Below are 17,286 nucleotides of genomic sequence, written 5' to 3' on the forward strand. Positions count from 1 at the left end.
GGCCGCACCCGTTGAAGGCCCGGACCCGCTGGCAATTTACTGCGCGCGTTGATATATGATGCGCAATATAATTGCGCTCGTGGGATCGTTGGCCTGACAGGCCCCGCGACACCATCTACAAGAAGCGCCCAGGAAACGCAGACCTCTGAACGCAGATCTCCGAACGCAGACGTCGGACTTCAGACGTCGGAACGCCCACCGCCGGATCCGGACAACGCCATGACCGCGCCTTTTCCAACCCCCGTCGCCGACGAGACCCAGCGCCTGCTGAGCCCGGAAGAGCTCGCGGCGGCCCTGCGGGACATCGGCGCCCGGCGCTACCACAACCTGCATCCGTTCCACCGCCTGCTGCACGACGGCAAGCTGAACAAGGATCAGGTCCGGGCCTGGGCGCTCAACCGCTACTATTACCAGGCGATGATCCCCATCAAGGACGCCGCGGTGCTGGCCAGGATGGAGGATGCGAGCCTTCGCCGGATCTGGCGCCAGCGCATCGTTGACCACGACGGCGACGCCCCCGGCGACGGCGGCATCGAGCGCTGGCTCAAGCTCGCCGAGGGCGTCGGCTTTTCGCGGGACTATGTCGAGTCGACCCAGGGCATCCTGTCCGCGACCCGCTTCTCCGTGGACGCCTACGTCCACTTCGTGAAGGAGCGCTCGCTGCTCGAAGCCATCGCCTCGTCGCTCACCGAGATGTTCTCGCCGACCATCATCTCCGAGCGCGTCGCCGGGATGCTGAAGAACTACGACTTCATCACCAAGGACACCCTCGCCTACTTCGACAAGCGCCTGACCCAGGCGCCCCGCGACGCCGATTTCGCCCTCGACTACGTCCAGAAGCACGCGACCACGCCGGAGCTTCAGCGCCAGGCGATGGCCGCCCTGACCTTCAAGTGCAACGTGCTGTGGACGCAGCTCGACGCCCTGTACTTCGCCTACGTCGCCCCCGGCCTGACCCCGCCCGACGCCTGGACCCCCGGCACCGGCCTCGTGCCTGAAACCGCCACGGCGCAGGCCGCCGGCACCGGGACGCTGGGCCCGCACGACGTGCCGCGCCTGCCGCGCGGCGTGCGCCTGCGCCACGACACCGTGCGCGGCGAGCACGTGCTGCTCGCCCCCGAGCGCACCTTCGACCTCGACGCCAACGCCGTGGCGGTCCTCGAATACGTCGACGGTGCCCGCACCGTGCGCGACATCGCCGGTCTGCTGGCGGAAAAATTCACCGCCGACCGCGCGGTGATCGAGGCCGACATCCTCGTCATGCTGAACGACCTCGCCACAAAACGGGTTCTTGAGCGATGAACGCCCTCACGCCGAATGCCCCCGTCCTGCCGGCGCCCGTCGGGCTCCTGGCCGAACTGACGCATCGCTGCCCCCTGCGCTGTCCGTACTGCTCGAACCCCCTCGAACTCGACCGGCGCTCGGGCGAGCTCGACACGGCGACGTGGCAGCGGGTGCTGACGGAGGCGGCGGCGCTCGGCGTGCTGCACGTCCACCTCTCGGGCGGAGAGCCGACGGCCCGCAACGACATCGTCGAGATCACCCAGACCTGCGCCAAGCTCGGGCTGTACTCGAACCTCATCACGTCCGGCGTCGGCGGGGCGTTGGCCAAGCTCGACGCCCTCTACGACGTGGGCTTGGACCACGTGCAGCTCTCGGTGCAGGGGGTCGATGCGGCCAATGCGGAAAAAATCGGCGGGTTGAAGAACGCGCAGCCGCAAAAATTCGCCTTCGCCGAGCGGGTGACCCAGCTCGGCCTGCCGCTGACCCTCAATTCGGTGATCCACCGCGGCAACATCCACGAGGTCGAGGGCTTCATCGATCTCGCCGTGAAGCTCGGGGCCAAGCGCCTGGAGGTGGCCCACACCCAGTATTACGGCTGGGCCTACGTCAACCGCGCCGCCCTGATGCCGAACAAGGCCGAGGTCGACCGCTCCATCCGCATCGTCGAGGCCGCGCGCGAGCGCCTCAAGGGCCAGCTCGTCATCGACCTCGTGGTGCCGGACTACTACGCCAAGTACCCCAAGGCCTGTGCCGGTGGCTGGGGCCGCAAGCTCATGAACGTGACGCCCGCCGGCAAGGTGCTGCCTTGCCACGCCGCCGAGACCATCAAGCAGCTCGAATTCTGGTACGTCACCGACCATTCGCTCGGCGACATCTGGGCGAACTCGCCGGCCTTCACCGCCTATCGCGGCACCGACTGGATGCAGGAGCCCTGCCGCTCGTGCGACCGGCGCGAGAAGGATTGGGGCGGCTGCCGCTGCCAGGCCCTGGCGCTCGCCGGCGACGCCGCCGCCACCGACCCGGCCTGCTCCCTGTCGCCGCTCCACGCCAAGGTGCGTGATCTCGCCACGGAAGAGGCGGCCGAGAGCCCGCCCGACTACACCTACCGGACCATCGGCAGTAACGTGCAGCCCAATGTGCGGACGCCGCTGAACGAGGACGCGCCCCTTTGAAGCCCACCATTCTTGCCGCCACCCTCGCCGCGCTGCTGATGCTCGGCGGCACCCCCCCTTTGGCCCAGACCCCGCCCGCGGCGGACACCGCGCCCGTGACCAAGGCCAGCACCGCCGCTCCGAACGCCTCCGACCTGCTGTTCGAGCAGCCGCAGATGAAGAACGTGCCGCCCGGCACGAAGCTCACCTACGGCTACATCCGCCGCAGCGGCATCTCCAAGGGGCCGTTCGGGCCGCCCATGGACGACACGATCAAGCTCGGCATCGAGCCCGGCAAGAGCGCCGACGCCCGCGACATCCGCGTCGAGATGTTCTCGGGCGCCAACCGCTTCCCCGCCGGACCGTTCGAGGACATGCCGGGCAATCCCGTGATGACCCTGTTCCTCGAGCATCACCTCATGGACATGGCCCGGGTGCTTTCGGCCAACCCGCGCTACATCAAGAACGCCATCCGCAAGGGTCTGCGCGACAACGCGACGGTGACGCCGACCACCATCGACTACAAGGGGCGGACGGTCTCGGCCTGGCGCATCGAGACGCAGCCTTTTCTGGAGGACCGGATGAAGGACCGCATGCGCGGGATGGAGAACATCCGCTACACCTTCGTCACCTCCGATGCCGTGCCCGGCGAACTCGTCTCCATCGAGGCGCAGTCGAAGAACGCCGAGGGCGGCGAACTCCTGCAAGAGAGCCTGACCTATGATCCGAACGCTGGTTGAGCGCGCCGCCCTCGCGGCGTTCCTCGTCGCGGGCCTCGCGGCGCCCCTGCACGCCGCCGAGCCGGAGAACGACTACCCGACGGAGGCGCGGGCCGATTACATCTTCGGATGCATGGCCGCCAACGGCCAGTCGCGCGAGTCCCTGTCGCGGTGCTCGTGTTCCCTGGACGCCCTGGCGTCGATCCTGTCCTACGACCACTACATCCAGGCCAGCACCGTGCTCTCCATGCGCCAGGGCATCGGCCAGCGCGCCAACGAGTTCAAGTCGACCAAGGTGTTCGACGACAAGGTCGCGGAGCTGCGCCGGGCCCAGGCCGAGGCCGAGATCCGCTGCTACCGCGGCGGGGCGTGACGCGGGGCGTTGCGCCCCGGGCCTAATCGGGCGAAAGCAATCCGGACCGCTCCCACCCGATAGAGCCCCCGTGCCCCCTCCTCCCTCGACCCTGCAGACCCTGCTGCCCGATCTCGGGCAGCGCGTGCTCGTGATGGGCATCCTCAACGTCACGCCGGATTCCTTCTCCGACGGCGGGCGCTTCGCCGACCCCGGACCCGCCCGTGCACAGGCCGAGACCCTGGTGGCCGAGGGCGCGGCCCTCATCGATATCGGCGGGGAATCGACCCGGCCGGGCCACACCCCCGTCTCGGCGGAGGACGAGCAGGCCCGCATCCTGCCGGTGATCCGCGACCTCGCCCGCCACCTGCCCGTGCCGATCTCCATCGACACCTACAAGGCCGCCACCGCCCGGGTGGCCCTGGAAGCCGGGGCGCGCATCGTCAACGACGTCTGGGGCCTGCAGCGCGAGCCCGACATCGCCCACGTCGCCGCCGATCACGGCGCACCCGTGATGGTGATGCACAACCGCGAGACCATCGAGCCCGAGATCGACATCGTCGCCGACATGCTCCGCTTCTTCGAGCGGTCCCTCGCCATCGCCCGGCACGCCGGCATCCGCGACGCCGACATCGTCCTCGATCCGGGAATCGGCTTCGGCAAGAGCTGGGAGCAGCACCTCGAAGCCCTGCGGCGGCTCCCCGAGATCGTCGCCCTCGGCTTTCCGGTCCTCGTCGGCGTCTCGCGAAAGTCCCTGCTCGGCCGCCTGCACAACACGGAGACGAAGCCCGTGGACCGCCTGTTCGGCTCGGTGGCGAGCCACGTCCTGGCCGCGACCCTCGGCGCGGGGATCGTCCGGGTCCACGACGTCGCCCCCCACGTCGACGCCCTGCGGGTGGTGGATGCCGTGATGGGGCGCGGCGCATGAGCGACCGCATCCTCGTCCAGCGCATCGCGGTGTTCGCCTATCACGGCCTGCTGGAGGAGGAAGCGCGCCTCGGCCAGCGCTTCTACATCTCCCTCGACTGCCGCCTCGACCTCGCCCCCGCCGGCCGCTCCGACGATGTCGCCCACACCGTGAGCTACGCCGATCTCACCGAGATCGTCACCCGGATCGCGACGCAGCGGCGCTTCGCCCTCATCGAGGCCGTGGCCGAGGCCATCGCGGTCGAGATCCTGGCGGCGCACGCCCCGATCCGGAGCGTGCGCGTGCGGGTCGACAAGCCGAGCGCGCCGGTGCCGGCGGTGATCGAGGGCGTCGCCATCGTCATCACCCGGCACCGGACCGGGGCCGGGGCGTGACCGCTCCCCCCAGCACCGCGGCCCGCATGAACGCCGCCTATCTCGGCCTGGGCTCCAACATCGGCGACAAGGCCGCGACCCTGGCCGAGGCGGTGGCGCGCCTCGCGGTGACGCCGGGCATCCGCATCACCGCGCGCTCGGCCGATTACCGCACCCCGCCCTGGGGCGACACCGATCAGGACTGGTTCCTGAACGCGGCGCTCGGCGTCGAGACTTCGCTCTCGCCCCACGACCTGCTGGAGGCGGGCCTCGCCATCGAGACCGCCATGGGCCGGGTGCGCGAGCGCCGCTGGGGGCCCCGCGTCATCGACATCGACGTGCTGTCCTATGCCGGCGCCACCATCGCCGACGAGCGCCTGGTCCTGCCGCACCGGTTTGTGCGCGAGCGCGCCTTCGTGCTGGTGCCGCTCGCCGAGATCGCCCCCGACCTCGTCATCGGCCCCGAGACCGTGGCGCAGGCCCTGGCCAAGCTCGACGCCACGGGGATCGAGCCCGTCCGATGATATCTGTTCTCGTTGTCCCCGACCCTTGGTCGGGGACAACGAGACCCGGCGGACGACCGCCGCCGCGCGGTCGCGCGGGCACGTCCCGATGAATCAGCTCATCGCGGTCCGGGGTCAGGGCCTGATCTCCACCGGAGTCCCGACGTCGACCCGGGCGTAGATCGCCGCCATCTCGGCATTGGTGACGCCGACGCACCCGTTGGTCCAATCGACCAGCCGATGCAGGGGGCCGAGCCAGGACAGGCCGTTGAGCAGGCCGTGGATCATGATGTCGCCGCCCGGCTCACGGCCCTCCGCCGACGCTTGGGCCGCCTGCTCCGGCGTCGGGTAGGACACCTTCAGGGACAGGTGGGCGACACTGCGCGGATTGCGATAGGCGATGGCGTAGACCCCCTCCGGCGTCCGGCCGTCGCCCTCGCGCGCCTTCTGGCCCACGGGCGAGAAACCGAGGGAGGGGAGACCGGATAAATGGCGAGCACCCTGCCCTGGCGCAGGAGCGTCAGGCGCCGCGCGGCCTTTTCGACGAGGATGCGGTCGGCCCGCTCCGGTGCCGCGACGAGGTCCGGCTCGACGCGGGTCCATTGCCGCTGATCGACCAGGGCGAGGCCGAGGGCGCCGAGAACGACGAGGGCGGCGATGGACCCGATCCACCGCCGCCCCCGTGGGCCTCGTTGCAGCGGCGTGGCCGCCATGTCAGGGTTTCGGCGCTTCGAGGAGCTTGTTGCCTTCCTCTTCGAGGAGCGGCACGTCGAAGTCGCGCAGGATCTTCTCGATGTCGGCGCGGCGCTTGCGCAGGATGGTGTTGAGGGACCGCTTCCAGTCGTTTTCCTCCATCCGCACCCCGAGGGCGATGCGGAAGGTCAGCGGCGGCCGGTCGGGCTCTTCGAGGAGCGGCACGACCGTCATCGGCACGCCGCTCTGCTTGGCGAGCCAGCCGGCGGCCGGTCCCCACAGGATGGCCGCGTCGACCCGCTTCTCGGCCAGATCCGCGATGGCCTCGGCCGCGATGGTCTGGTGCTTGCGGGCCGGATCGAGCTGGTAGGGCGCGTAGGCCTTCATCGAACTGACGAGGCCGAGTTCCCCCATCCGGTTCACCGGCGGCGTGCCGCCGATGACGCCGATGGCCTTGCCCTTGAGGCGGGGATCGTCGAGGCGCGTCACCCCGTCGAGCTCGCCCGAGCGCGTCACCAGGGTGTAGGCCGAGCGGTAGTACGGGTTGGTGTGCTGCACGAGCTCGCCGCCCGAGGCCGACCCCATGATGAGGTCGCACAGGCCGGTGCCGAGGGTGTTGCGGACAAAGCCGGGCCCCTGGGTCAGCCAGTAGTAGCGGACCTTGACCTTCAGCTCCTCGGCGATGATCGCCGCGATCCGGTTCTCGAACCCGTCCTCCTTGCGCTGGGAGAACGGCATGTTGCCCGGGTCGCCGCAGACGCGCAGGGTGTCCGTGGTGACGAGATCGGGCAGCGATTGCGCCAACGCGGGTCGCGCCCCTGCTGCGGTGAGCAGGAGCGCGAGGGCGAGGCCGGTGGTCAAGCCTGTGCGGGTCATCAGCCGCCTAGGCACTCCTTCTCGGCCTTCTTGGCGGCCTCGGGCTTCTCTTCCTTGTCCGTCGGGCGCACGCGCGGCATAGCGCCGGAGGCACGGGCCTTCAGGTAGGTGTAGAGGTCGTCGGCGTAGCACATGACGTTCTTGTTATCGCCGAAGGCGGGCATGACGTTGGTGCCGGCCGCGCTGACGTCCTGCTTGCCGCCGGCGATGATGCCGATGAACTCCTCGTAGGAGATACGCTTGAGCGAGTCCTTGAGGGCGGGCGCATAGGTCGAGCCCATGGCGTCGGGGCCGTGGCAGACGTGGCACTCGGCGTGATAGCGGCGGTAGCCCGAATAGGCGTACCAGTCGAACTTCTTGCCGTCGTTGGTGATGTGGTAGGTCGGGGCGCCGTCCTTATCGAAGTACTTGCCGTCCTCGACCTTCACCGCCTGATACTTGTCGAGCAGCTTGGCGTCCTTGTCGGGCGCATTGGGATCGAGCTGGTTGGTCACCGCGGCATCAGCGGGCTTGGCCTCGGCAGGCTTGGCGTCCTGCGCCTGAACGGCGGCAGTGGAGGCGAGCGCGAACACGAGGGCGGCCACGAGCGGACGGATGGCGGCTTTGCTTTGGTACTGCAACGACGTTTCTCCCAGGAGCATCCATCGGCCCGTGGGACCGATGTTCGAATTGTTCTTGATCAAGACCTAATCATAAAGGTGCCGGCGCGGAAACCCGCGCCGGCACCCTAACCTTCAAAGCTTCGTGCGACCGATTAGTTCGGGAGCGCGAACACGGTCAGCTGACCGCCGAGGTTGGTGTAGTTCGAGAGGGCGGCGTAGCCACCCACCGCGCCGAGACCGGCGTTCGGGTCGGTCAGGCCGGCCGCGAGGCCGATGCCGGCCCAGCCACCGACACCCGACAGGATGCCGACGAACTGCTTGCCCTTGTGCTGGTAGGTCATCACGTTGCCGATGATGCCCGACGGGGTCTTGAACTTGTAGAGCTCCTTGCCGGTCTTGGCATCGACGGCCTTCAGGAAGCCTTCGAGGGTGCCGTAGAACACCACGTCACCGGCGGTGGCGAGGGCGCCCGACCAAACCGAGAACTGCTCGGCGTTCGACCACTTGATCTTACCACCGATGTTGTCCCAGGCGATGAAGTTGCCCATGCCGCCGTGGCTGTTGGGGGCCGGGTACATGGCCAGCGTCGCGCCGACGTAGGGCTGGCCCGGGGTGTAGGACACCCGGAACGGCTCGTAGTCCATGCAGACGTGGTTGGTGGGGACGTAGAACAGCTGGGTCTTCGGCGAGAACGCCGCAGGCTGCTGATCCTTAGTGCCGAGAGCGGCGGGGCAGATACCCTTGGAGTTGGTATCCTCACCGTTCTGCTCGGTGGAGTACTTGGCCTGGACGAGCGGACGACCGTAGGTCTTCGAGCCCTTGTCCATGTCGACCTTGGAGGCCCAGTTCACCACCGGATCGAACTTCTCGGCGACCAGGAGCTCGCCGGTGGCGCGATCGAGGGTGTAGCCGAAGCCGTTACGGTCGAAGTGGGTGAGGAGCGGACGATCCTTGCCGTCAACCTTCTGATCCGTGAGGATCATCTCGTTGATGCCATCGTAATCCCACTCGTCGTGGGGGGTCATCTGATAGACCCACTTGGTCATGCCGGTGTCGGGGTTACGCGCGAAAATGGTCATCGACCACTTGTTGTCGCCCGGACGCTGCTTGGGGTTCCAGGTCGAGGGGTTGCCGGTGCCGTAGTAAACGAGGTCCAGCTTCGGATCGTAGGAGAACCAGCCCCAGGTGCTTCCGCCGCCGGTCTTCCACTGGTCGCCTTCCCAGGTCTTCACCGAGGAATCCTTGCCGACGGGCTTGCCGAGCGAGGTGGTCTTCTCGCCGTCAATGATCATCTGCTCGTCGGTGCCGACGGAGTAGCCGCGCCAGACCTTCTTGCCGGTCTTGGCGTCGTAGGCGGTGACGTGGCCCTGCACGCCGAACTCGCCGCCGGAGATGCCGACGATGATCTTGTCCTTCACGGGCAGGACGGTGGCGGTGTTGGTCTCACCCTTCTTGGGGTCGCCGTTGGCGACGGACCAGTTCACCTTGCCGGACTTGGCGTCCAGCGACACCAGGGTGGTGTCGGCCTGGTGCAGGATGATGTTGCCATCGGCGTAGGCGAGACCACGGTTGACCGTGTCGCAGCACATGACCGGGATGACGCTCGGGTCCTGCTTGGGCTCGTACTTCCAGACGATCACGCCGTCCTTGTCGAGGTCGAGGGCGTAGACGATGTTCGGGAAGGGGGTGTGGACGTACATCATGTTGCCTACGACGAGGGGCGAGCCCTCGTGACCGCGCAGAACGCCGGTCGAGAACGTCCAGGCCACCTGAAGCTGCTTGACGTTGCTGGCGTTGATCTGGTCGAGCTTCGAATAGCGGGTGTTGCCGTAATCGACGGTCTGAAGGACCTGCTCGGCCGGGTTGGCCGTGCGCTTCAGGACGTCTTCGTTGGCGAGGGCCGGGGCAGAAGCCACCAGGCCGGCGCCCAGGGCGAGAAGGTGAACCGCTCTCATGCATTCCTCCGACAAGTCTTGACACCTGGCATCCGCGTATCTCTCGATCTGCGTCCGTCGGTGCGACCTGCTGTTTGCGACAGGGACAGGGTGCGCTTCCGTAGCGGGCGAAGGAATCGGACAAAACCCTGAGGTTCCGTTCCGCTCCTCCAGGCCGAGGGCCGCTATCCCTTTGCGGCGCCCCTCGAAACCGAAGCTTGAATGAACTCTAAGAAAAATTCCCGGCCCGTCAACTCGCATTCTGTGGGCTTCATGAGGCTAGGCCGAAGCTCAGCCGGACGTGACCTTGGTGAATCGCAGGCTAATGCTGCATCGCAAACCATGGTGCGGTGCAAAAACCATGGATCCGTCTTCAAATGGTTTTATCGATCTGACGCTATCCTATGTGCGGAGCGCATGGTTTGGCGTGGATCCGGACTTGCCTCCGCGTAGACGCCGGCTCCTAGATGCGCGCATCTTGGTATTTGGTATTTCAGTTTGAGCGCCGTCGAGCGTAAGCAGGATAATGCATCGGCAGTTTGCCGCGGCCGCGCGATCGGGCAGTGGCGGAATCGGCGGGATCGACGGCTTCTGGCAATGATGCGTTGTCTCGCCGCATCGCGTCGTCCCGCCGTTTCTCGGGGACGGACGCGCCCGGAACGGTCCCATTCGCTCAGACGGCGATGATTCCGGGGTAGCGCGCCGCGAGGTCGGCCCGGGTCGCGTCGGTCCAGGCCCGGTCGCGCATGTCCCGCGGCCGGCCGAGGGGCACCGTGGCGACGAGGCTCGCCGGCCGGGCCGAGACGAGGACGAGGCGGTCGGCGATGGCGATAGCCTCGGCGACGTTGTGGGTCACCATCAGGACGCCCATCCCGGTGCCGGTGACGCTGCCGACCACGAGGGCGCGCAGGGCCGCCGCCGAGGCGTCGTCGAGGGAGACGAACGGCTCGTCGAGGACGAGGATGCGGGGCGCCTGGGCGAGGGCGCGGGCCAGGGCGACGCGCCGGGCCATGCCCAGCGACAGGGCGCCGGGATAGCGCCGCCGCCACGGGGTCAGGCCGAGGGACTCGAACAGGGCGTCGAGATCGCGGCCGCGCGCGGGGCGCGGCAGGGCGAGGCGCACGTTCTGCTCCACGCTGCGCCACGGCAGCAGGCGCGGCTCCTGGAACACCATGGCGATGCCGGCGGCCGCCGGATCGGGGGTCACGCTGCCGTCGTAGGCGGTGTCGAGGCCGAGCAGGATGCGCAGGGTCGTGGTCTTGCCCGCCCCCGAGGGGCCGATGAGGCAGGTGATCTCCTTCGCCCGGACGGTGAAGGCGAGGTTGCGCACGGCGGCGACCGGCTCGGGGCCGCCGGCGCCGTAGACCTTCGCGCGGATGTCGACCGTTAGGGCCGCCCCCGCGGCGGCGTTATCGCCAGCGTCGCACATGGGCTTCGAGGCGCTGGAGGACGAGGATGTCGATGGCGATCATCACGCTCATGAACACGATGCTGTAGCCGACGATGGCCGCCACGTTCAGGCTCTGGACGAAGTAGTAGTTGATGGCGAACCCGACCCCGTTGGGGCGGCCCAGCAGCTCGATCACCAGGACGATCTTCCAGGCGAGCGACAGGCCCGAGCGGGCGGCCGCCACGGCGAAGGGCTGGAGCTGGGGCACCAGCACGTGGGCGATCCAGGTGCGGCGGTCGAAGCGGTAGGTCCGGGCCATCTCCTCGAGCTGCGGGTCGAGGCCGCGTGCGCCCTCGCGCAGGATCACCGCCACGTTGGGCAGCTTGTTGAGCACCACGGCCAGCACCGCCGCGCCCTCGTTGAGGCCGACCCAGATGTAGGCCAGCACGGTGATGACCAGGGCCGGGGTGTTGAGCAGGATGAGGAGCGGCGTGTCGAGGACGAGGTTGAGGCGGCGCGACCGCCCCAGCGCAATGCCCAGCAGCACGCCGAGCACCATGGCCAGCACGAAGGAGACGCCCACCCGGGCAAGGGTGATGCCGACGTTCCACCACAGGTCGCCCGAGGCCCATTCGCTCCGGATGAAGGCAAGGATCGCCAGGGGCGCCGGCAGCAGCCGCGAGCCGGCGGCGACGGCGGCGGCCTGCCACCCGGCCAGCAGGACGAGGACCGAGACGAGACGGGTGGCGAACCCCATGGGCTAGACGGACCCCATGGACTAGAAATGCGCCGGGGCGCGGGCCCCGTCAGCCATTGGCGGTGCCGTCGTAATACAGGCCCGGCGGCAGGGTGGTGCCGGTACCGACGAGGCGTTCGCCGCCGAGGCGGGCCAGCACGCCGTAGAGCCGCTCGCCGTCGGCGCGCTCCACGGCCAGGGGCCGGCGCGGAATGCCCGCGAGGAAATCGCGCTTGAGGGCCTCGAAGGTCGCTTCGTCCTCCGCCGCCATGAGGGGGCGGACCACGTCCCAGGCCGAGGCGTCCTGGGCGAGCATGTCCTTGGCCGCCTTCGAGGCGCGGGTGAAGCCGGCCACCGCCTCGGGCTTGGCCCCGAGGGTCTCGCCCGCGAACAGGTAGCCGATGAGGGCCATGGAGCCCGTGGCGCCGAAGGCCCGCATGATGTCGTCGGAGCCGATGAGGCGGCGGAAGCCCTTGGGCTCCAGGCGGGCGCAATAGGTCCAGTACAGGAGCCCGGCATCGAGCTCGCCCTGCTCCAGCTTGAGCGCCAGCAGGGGCGGCGCTCCGAACGCGATGGTGGCCTCGGTCTCGAGATCGAGGCCGGCGGTGTCGCGGGCCTGGGCCTTGAGCAGCAGCCAGTTCTTGTCCAGGGGTCCGCCGGCGACGCCGAGGCGCTTGCCCTTGAGGTCCTTGAGGGTGGCGATGGGGCTGTTGCCCGGCACCATCAGCGAGCCCTCGGTGGTGGAGTACGGGAAGAAACGCATGCTCCGCCCCTCGTTGCCGAGGCGGGCCGCCCAGAGCAGGTCGCCCACGATGGTGTCGACCTGACCGCCCTGGAAGGCGATGCGGGCGGCGTCGTTGCCGGCGAGCTTGACGACGTCGAGGGTGAAGCCGTGGGCCGCGTCGAGGCCGCGCGCCTTGATCAGGGCGGCCTCCCACGAGACCGTGCCGAAGGGCAGGCTTCCCACCGAGACCCTCGGGGCACTCGCATGGGCCGAGCGGCCGACCAGGGGCAGCCACGCCGCCGTCGCGAGCAATCCGCGCCGTGACAGCATAGGCGGTCCCTCCCTTATTCTGTTGAGAGTCTCAATAGAATGTCCCGGTTCGGCCGTCCACCGGCGCGGCCGCGGCCGCCCTGAGGCGAAACGGCCCGCGATCTTGCGCGGCGTTCCGGCCCGTCGCAGGGTCGCCGGCGGGACCCGGCCGATGGGGCCGGGCAACGGGAGATCCGACCATGGCCGAACCGCGTGACGGCGTCCTCGACGACGCCACCATCGAGGCGCGCCTCAAGACCGAACTGCCGGCCTGGCGCCTGGAGGACGGCTGGATCAAGCGCACCTACAAGACCGCCGGCTGGAAGAGCACCCTCATGGTCATCAACACCGTGGGGCACCTGGCGGAGGCCGCCTGGCACCACCCCGACCTCACGGCGTCCTATGCCTGGGTCGAGGTCCGCTTGACCAACCACGCCGCCAAGGGCGTCACCGAGAAGGATTTCGCCCTGGCGCGGAAGATCGAGGAGGTGGTGGGCTGGCAGCCCGGCACCGAGGGCGGCGCCCTGGAGGGTACGCCCACGGACCCGCGCTTCGCCTACATCAAGCACGAGAAGTGATCGATCGGCCCGGCTCCCGCCCCCCCTTTCCCGAACGCCTGGAGCGCAGCGGAAGGTGATCCGGGACCCAGCGCGCGAAGGACCGCGTCAGCGGTTCGATCCGACCGGCGCTGAGTTCCCGGACGCTTCGCGGCTCCCTGTGCTGGCCCCCGGATCGGGCTCCGCTGCGCTGCGCCCGTCCGGGGAAGGGCGCGGCTCCTACCAAATCCGTCTGTTCCCGTCGGGACAGCGGGTTCGGGCCTCGCTCGGACGCCGCGTGGGCGTGATGGTCCCAGCTCCGCTCATCGATCGGAGCGTGATCACTCGGCCCCCTTCACCCGGCGGCACTCGGTCTTGAGGTAGCTGGTCTTGCCGATTTCGTCGCGCAGGTCCGTGCGGGCGATGATCTCCTGCCAGCCGTTGGTGCAGCCGAGCTCGTTGGTGACGCGGACCTTGCGGACCTCGCTCGCCGTCTCGTCGGTGCAGGCCTCGATGGGGATGCCGTTGGCGCAGACGAGGACGACGGCGATGAAGGCGTTCACGGGCGGGCTCCGGTTCTCACGTGCGTCTCAGGGTACGCGCCGCGCCGGGTCCGGGTTTCAGCCGACCTCCAGGATCGTGTCGGGCGAGAAGGTCTTGCCCTCCACGGGGTTGGCGACCCAGCGGGTGCGCCCGACCCGCAGGTCGTGCGCCGCGTGGAAGTGCCCCGAGATCCACAGGTCCGGCCGGACGGCGTCGGGCAGGTCGTCCAGCACCGTGGTGGCGTAGAACGCCGGCAGCCACCACGGCACGCCCGGCGCCCCGCGAAACGCGTCCGCCGCCGCCGTGCCGGCGGGGTGGTGGGTGAGGCACACCGTCGGGCCCTCGTGCGGGACCGACAGGGCGGCGACCAGGGCCGCGCGCTCCCGCTCATGGGCCGCCATGGCGTCCGCCGGCGACCAGACCGAGCCGTCGCCGTTGCGGATGGCGCCGCGGAACTCGCGGGAGCCGGTGACGGGGTCGGTCATGCGCGCGGCGGCGTAGGCGACGGGATCGGCGGGCCGGTCGGCCGTGCCGTCCGTGAGCCAGCGCCCGGCGAGGCGCCAGTCGCTCCACAGGGTGGTGCCGACGAAGCGCACGCCGTCGCGGATCACGGCGGCGCCCGCCTGGAGCAGGTGGATCGTGTGCCCCGCCCCGTTGAGGCGCGTCACCTCGGCCTCCAGGGCGGCGAGGAGCTCGGGCGCGGTGCGGCCGTCGCCGGTGGGGGCGTAGCGCTCGTGGTTGCCCGGCACCAGGACGATGGGCCGCCCCTGTGCCAGGGCCACGAGGGCGGCCAGGCCCCGCTCGGGATGGCCCTCCCACAGGTCGCCGGCGCAGGCCAGCACGTCGAAGGCCGGGCGCGGCGGCGGGATCACGTCGAGGCGGCGGCGCTCGAGGTGCAGGTCGGAGATCGGAAAGAGGCGCATGGGGGTCAGGAGATCGCGTTCGCCGCGCGCCATTCCGCGCGGGCCGCCCGGAGAATGTCGCCGGCCGAGTCCGCGTTGAGGATCGCGATGCCGGCGGCCGCGACGAGGTCGGGCCAGGGCGACAGGGTCAGGGCGGTGAGCAGGCCGGCGGCAATGATGGCGAGGTTGGCGTAGGCGTCGTTGCGGGCCGAGAGGTAGGCCGCCCGGGTCAGGCTGCCGCCGCCGTCGCGGTGGCGCGCCAGCATGGCGGCGCAGGCGAGGTTGACGGCCAGCGCCGCGAGGCCCGTGAGGGTCAGCGCCAGGGGGGCGGGCGGCGTCAGGTCCGAGAATTTCTCGTAGGCCGCGTAGGCGGTGGCGAGCCCCGGGATCACCAGGATGCCGGCCAGCACCATGCCGAGGCGGGCCCGGTTGCGCACGCTCCAGCCGATGCCGGCGAAGATGAGGAGGTTGATGGCCGCGTCCTCGAGGAAGTCGAGGCTGTCGGCGATGAGGGCGATGGAGCCGATGGCGAGCGCCACGGCGATCTCGATGCCGAAGGAGCCGAGGTTCAGACCCGCGACCCGGGCGACGACGGGGCGGAGCGCGGGGGCGGGCTGGGTCACGGTGCGGTCCTCGTAGCCGGCGCCTCATCGCCGATGCGTGCCGTCCTGTCGAGGGCGGACCCGTCGAGGGGGGCGGCCCGCGACCGGTTCAGCTCCCGCGGGAGATGCGCCGGTTGCGCACGTCCTTCAGGGCGCGCCGGTGCACGGCGGCCACGACCGGCGGCACCGGCTCGGGCCGGGGGACGCCTTTCATGCGGACCGAGGCCGACAGGGCCGGGTGGACCCGTGGGTCGTGCGGCAGGGCCGAACGGGCCGGCACGGTTTCCCACTGGCCCGCTACGGCCGCAGGCATCGCGGGCTGGCGCATCCTGCCCCGGTGGCCCTTGCGCGACCGCGGCAGTTTCGGCGTGTGGAAGGCGTCGACCGCGAAGGCGACCAGGGATGCCGCGAGGCAGCCGCAGGCTAGGCCGAGGATGTCGGGTCGCGCTCCCTCGCTCGTCATCAGGGCGACGAGGCCCGTGAGGGAGAGCGCCGCCCCGACATGGCGGGGCGCAAAAAGATCTGGATCGGCCATGCCGGGCAGCGTACGGCACGAGGGTTCACGAACCCGTGAAGACGGCCGTTCCATTTGTACCCAACGGCCGCTTGTGTACCCAACGCCTCTCGGGCCCCGGCCCCCCTCCGCGCGGCCGGAGACTGGATTTGGCCGCGCGCCTGTGCGAGGCGACAAAGGGATCTTCGGCGCGGCGAACGGGCGCGCCGTCAGCGCGGGCGATCCCCGCGTGCCACGAATGAGACGGGGGAACTGCCCATGATGCCCGAACTGCGCGTCCTGTATTTCGAGGACCTCGAAGTCGGCCTGTCCGAGACCCTCAACAAGGAGATCTCGTCCTCCGACGTGGTCGGCTTCGCCGAGATCACCGGCGACCGCAACCCGATCCACCTGTCCGAGCACTTCGCCGCCCGCACGCCATTCGGCACCCGCATCGCCCACGGCCTCTACACCGCCGGCCTGATCTCGGCGGTGCTCGGCACCCGCCTGCCCGGCCCCGGCGCCATCTACATCAGCCAGACCCTGAATTTCCGCGCGCCCGTGCGCATCGGCGACACCGTGCAGGTGACCGTCGAGGTGGCCGAACTCGTGCCCGAGCGCCGCCGCGCCCGCCTGAAGTGCACCTGCTCGGTCGCCGGCGAGATCGTCCTCGACGGCGAGGCCCTGGTGAAGGTCCCGACCAGGGCCGAGGCCGATCCCCTCGCCATCCGCATGGGCGGCCGTCCGCCGAGCGCCTGACCCGGCGCTTGACCCCGATCCCCATCGACGATCCGGCCGACCCGCGTCTGGCGCCCTACACCGCCATGCGCGAGCGCGACCTCGTCGGCCGCGAGGGCCGCTTCATCGTCGAGGGCGAGGTCACCTTGCGGGTGATGCTCTCGGAGCGGGCGCGGTTCTCGCTGGAGTCGATTCTCCTGTCGCCGGAGCGCGTGGAGGGCCTGGCCGACATCCTCACGGCGCGGACCGAGCCGGTGCCGGTCTACGTCGCCGAGAAGGCCGTGATGAGCGCCATCGCGGGCTTTCCGATCCATCGCGGCGTGTTGGCCGTCGGTCTGCGCGGGGCGGAGGTTGCCCTCGCGGTGCCGCCCGCTCCGGCGCCGGCCCTCGTCGTCGGCCTCGTCGGCCTGACCAACCACGACAATGTCGGCGGCCTGTTCCGCAACGCCGCCGCCTTCGGGGCCGACGGCGTGCTCCTCGACGCCGCCGCCTGCGACCCCCTCTACCGCAAGGCGATCCGGGTCTCGGCCGGCGCGGCGCTGACGGTGCCGTTCGCGCGCCTGCCCGACGGGGCGGCACTTCTCGCCTTCGCCGCGGCCCACGGCCTCGTCCCCCTGGCCCTGAGCCCCGCCGGCCGCGAGACCCTGTCCGAGCTCGCGCCCCCGCCGCGCGTCCTCCTGCTCCTCGGCACGGAAGGCCCCGGCCTGCCCCAGACCCTCATGGCCCGGGCCCGGACCGTGCGGATCGCCATGGCGCCGGATTTCGATTCCCTCAACGTCGCCACGGCCGGGGCCCTGGCCCTCCACCACCTCGCCGCGCACCGCCTGGGCTGACACGCGACAATCCGTGGCTCTTGCCCTCCCCGGTGCTACGCTCAAGATTGCACGGGTCCGTCCGGTACAGGGCGTCGCAGACTTC

20 protein-coding genes and 1 pseudogene are annotated in these 17,286 nt (G+C 69.9%); 10 read left to right on the plus strand and 11 right to left on the minus strand.

The features are described from left to right. Positions 1–219 precede the first annotated feature (219 nt). The 7 genes from pqqC (at position 220) to folK (ending at position 5,311) form a co-directional block, all read left to right on the plus strand. Positions 220–1,302: a pyrroloquinoline-quinone synthase PqqC gene (gene pqqC / locus ASF28_RS17150; RefSeq protein ID WP_056095392.1), complete on the plus strand. Its 1,083-nt coding sequence runs from the start codon at positions 220–222 to the stop codon at positions 1,300–1,302. Then, positions 1,299–2,456 carry a pyrroloquinoline quinone biosynthesis protein PqqE gene (pqqE, locus tag ASF28_RS17155; protein ID WP_056095395.1) on the plus strand — a complete coding sequence of 386 codons (1,158 nt, stop codon included), beginning with the start codon at positions 1,299–1,301 and terminating at the stop codon, positions 2,454–2,456. The genes pqqC and pqqE overlap by 4 nt, the downstream gene beginning before the upstream one ends. Next, on the plus strand, positions 2,453–3,175 hold the full coding sequence (locus ASF28_RS17160; RefSeq protein ID WP_056095398.1) for a hypothetical protein: 723 nt from the start codon (positions 2,453–2,455) through the stop codon (positions 3,173–3,175). The genes pqqE and ASF28_RS17160 overlap by 4 nt, the downstream gene beginning before the upstream one ends. Then, a complete protein-coding gene (locus tag ASF28_RS17165) occupies positions 3,156–3,527 on the plus strand; it encodes a hypothetical protein (RefSeq protein WP_056095400.1) in 372 nt (123 codons plus the stop codon). The genes ASF28_RS17160 and ASF28_RS17165 overlap by 20 nt, the downstream gene beginning before the upstream one ends. Before the next feature lie 133 nt (positions 3,528–3,660). Then, a complete protein-coding gene (gene folP / locus ASF28_RS17170) occupies positions 3,661–4,434 on the plus strand; it encodes a dihydropteroate synthase (protein ID WP_082476641.1) in 774 nt (257 codons plus the stop codon). Then, the gene (folB, locus tag ASF28_RS17175) at positions 4,431–4,808 is read left to right on the plus strand and encodes a dihydroneopterin aldolase (protein WP_056095406.1); all 378 of its coding nucleotides are present in this window, start codon (positions 4,431–4,433) and stop codon (positions 4,806–4,808) included. The genes folP and folB overlap by 4 nt, the downstream gene beginning before the upstream one ends. A 26-nt stretch (positions 4,809–4,834) precedes the next feature. Continuing rightward, positions 4,835–5,311 (plus strand): 2-amino-4-hydroxy-6-hydroxymethyldihydropteridine diphosphokinase, encoded by a 477-nt coding sequence (gene folK, locus ASF28_RS17180; protein WP_056095409.1) that lies wholly within the window; start codon positions 4,835–4,837, stop codon positions 5,309–5,311. 114 nt (positions 5,312–5,425) lie between these two features. On the opposite strand, the pseudogene ASF28_RS23675 reads toward folK, so the two are convergent. The 7 genes and pseudogenes from ASF28_RS23675 to ASF28_RS17215 form a co-directional block, all read right to left on the minus strand. After that, positions 5,426–6,003: pseudogene (locus tag ASF28_RS23675) on the minus strand (L,D-transpeptidase family protein). 1 nt (position 6,004) lies between these two features. Then, positions 6,005–6,859, minus strand: coding sequence for a rare earth element methanol dehydrogenase accessory protein XoxJ (gene xoxJ / locus ASF28_RS17190; protein WP_056095412.1), 855 nt, complete (start codon positions 6,857–6,859; stop codon positions 6,005–6,007). After that, positions 6,859–7,479 carry a c-type cytochrome, methanol metabolism-related gene (locus tag ASF28_RS17195; RefSeq protein ID WP_082476642.1) on the minus strand — a complete coding sequence of 207 codons (621 nt, stop codon included), beginning with the start codon at positions 7,477–7,479 and terminating at the stop codon, positions 6,859–6,861. The genes xoxJ and ASF28_RS17195 overlap by 1 nt, the downstream gene beginning before the upstream one ends. 134 nt (positions 7,480–7,613) lie before the next feature. Then, a complete protein-coding gene (gene xoxF1 / locus ASF28_RS17200) occupies positions 7,614–9,416 on the minus strand; it encodes a lanthanide-dependent methanol dehydrogenase XoxF1 (protein WP_056095415.1) in 1,803 nt (600 codons plus the stop codon). Between the two features lie 652 nt (positions 9,417–10,068). After that, entirely contained in the window at positions 10,069–10,824 is a 756-nt protein-coding gene (locus tag ASF28_RS17205) for an ABC transporter ATP-binding protein (protein ID WP_056095418.1), read from the minus strand. Further along, the gene (locus tag ASF28_RS17210) at positions 10,805–11,542 is read right to left on the minus strand and encodes an ABC transporter permease (protein WP_056095421.1); all 738 of its coding nucleotides are present in this window, start codon (positions 11,540–11,542) and stop codon (positions 10,805–10,807) included. Before ASF28_RS17210 ends, ASF28_RS17205 begins: the two co-directional genes overlap by 20 nt. Before the next feature lie 49 nt (positions 11,543–11,591). After that, on the minus strand, positions 11,592–12,575 hold the full coding sequence (locus ASF28_RS17215) for an ABC transporter substrate-binding protein (protein WP_056095424.1): 984 nt from the start codon (positions 12,573–12,575) through the stop codon (positions 11,592–11,594). Between the two features lie 179 nt (positions 12,576–12,754). On the opposite strand from ASF28_RS17215, the gene ASF28_RS17220 reads away from it, so the two are divergent. After that, positions 12,755–13,132: a 4a-hydroxytetrahydrobiopterin dehydratase gene (locus tag ASF28_RS17220; protein ID WP_056095427.1), complete on the plus strand. Its 378-nt coding sequence runs from the start codon at positions 12,755–12,757 to the stop codon at positions 13,130–13,132. A gap of 299 nt (positions 13,133–13,431) precedes the next feature. Here the strand turns inward: ASF28_RS17220 and ASF28_RS17225 are convergent, their stop codons facing one another. The 4 genes from ASF28_RS17225 to ASF28_RS17240 form a co-directional block, all read right to left on the minus strand. Beyond that, positions 13,432–13,653: a hypothetical protein gene (locus ASF28_RS17225; protein ID WP_056095431.1), complete on the minus strand. Its 222-nt coding sequence runs from the start codon at positions 13,651–13,653 to the stop codon at positions 13,432–13,434. A gap of 57 nt (positions 13,654–13,710) precedes the next feature. After that, on the minus strand, positions 13,711–14,556 hold the full coding sequence (locus tag ASF28_RS17230; protein WP_056095801.1) for a metallophosphoesterase: 846 nt from the start codon (positions 14,554–14,556) through the stop codon (positions 13,711–13,713). 5 nt (positions 14,557–14,561) lie between these two features. Further along, a complete protein-coding gene (locus ASF28_RS17235) occupies positions 14,562–15,158 on the minus strand; it encodes a cation transporter (protein WP_056095434.1) in 597 nt (198 codons plus the stop codon). 88 nt (positions 15,159–15,246) lie between these two features. After that, on the minus strand, positions 15,247–15,672 hold the full coding sequence (locus tag ASF28_RS17240) for a hypothetical protein (protein WP_056095437.1): 426 nt from the start codon (positions 15,670–15,672) through the stop codon (positions 15,247–15,249). 237 nt (positions 15,673–15,909) lie between these two features. On the opposite strand from ASF28_RS17240, the gene croR reads away from it, so the two are divergent. Beyond that, positions 15,910–16,389 (plus strand): 3-hydroxybutyryl-CoA dehydratase, encoded by a 480-nt coding sequence (gene croR, locus ASF28_RS17245; RefSeq protein WP_056095440.1) that lies wholly within the window; start codon positions 15,910–15,912, stop codon positions 16,387–16,389. A gap of 65 nt (positions 16,390–16,454) precedes the next feature. Next, positions 16,455–17,201: a TrmH family RNA methyltransferase gene (locus ASF28_RS17250; protein WP_056095803.1), complete on the plus strand. Its 747-nt coding sequence runs from the start codon at positions 16,455–16,457 to the stop codon at positions 17,199–17,201. The last annotated feature ends 85 nt before the right edge of the window (positions 17,202–17,286 follow it).

This window comes from Methylobacterium sp. Leaf99 (assembly GCF_001422375.1).
GTDB lineage: Bacteria > Pseudomonadota > Alphaproteobacteria > Rhizobiales > Beijerinckiaceae > Methylobacterium.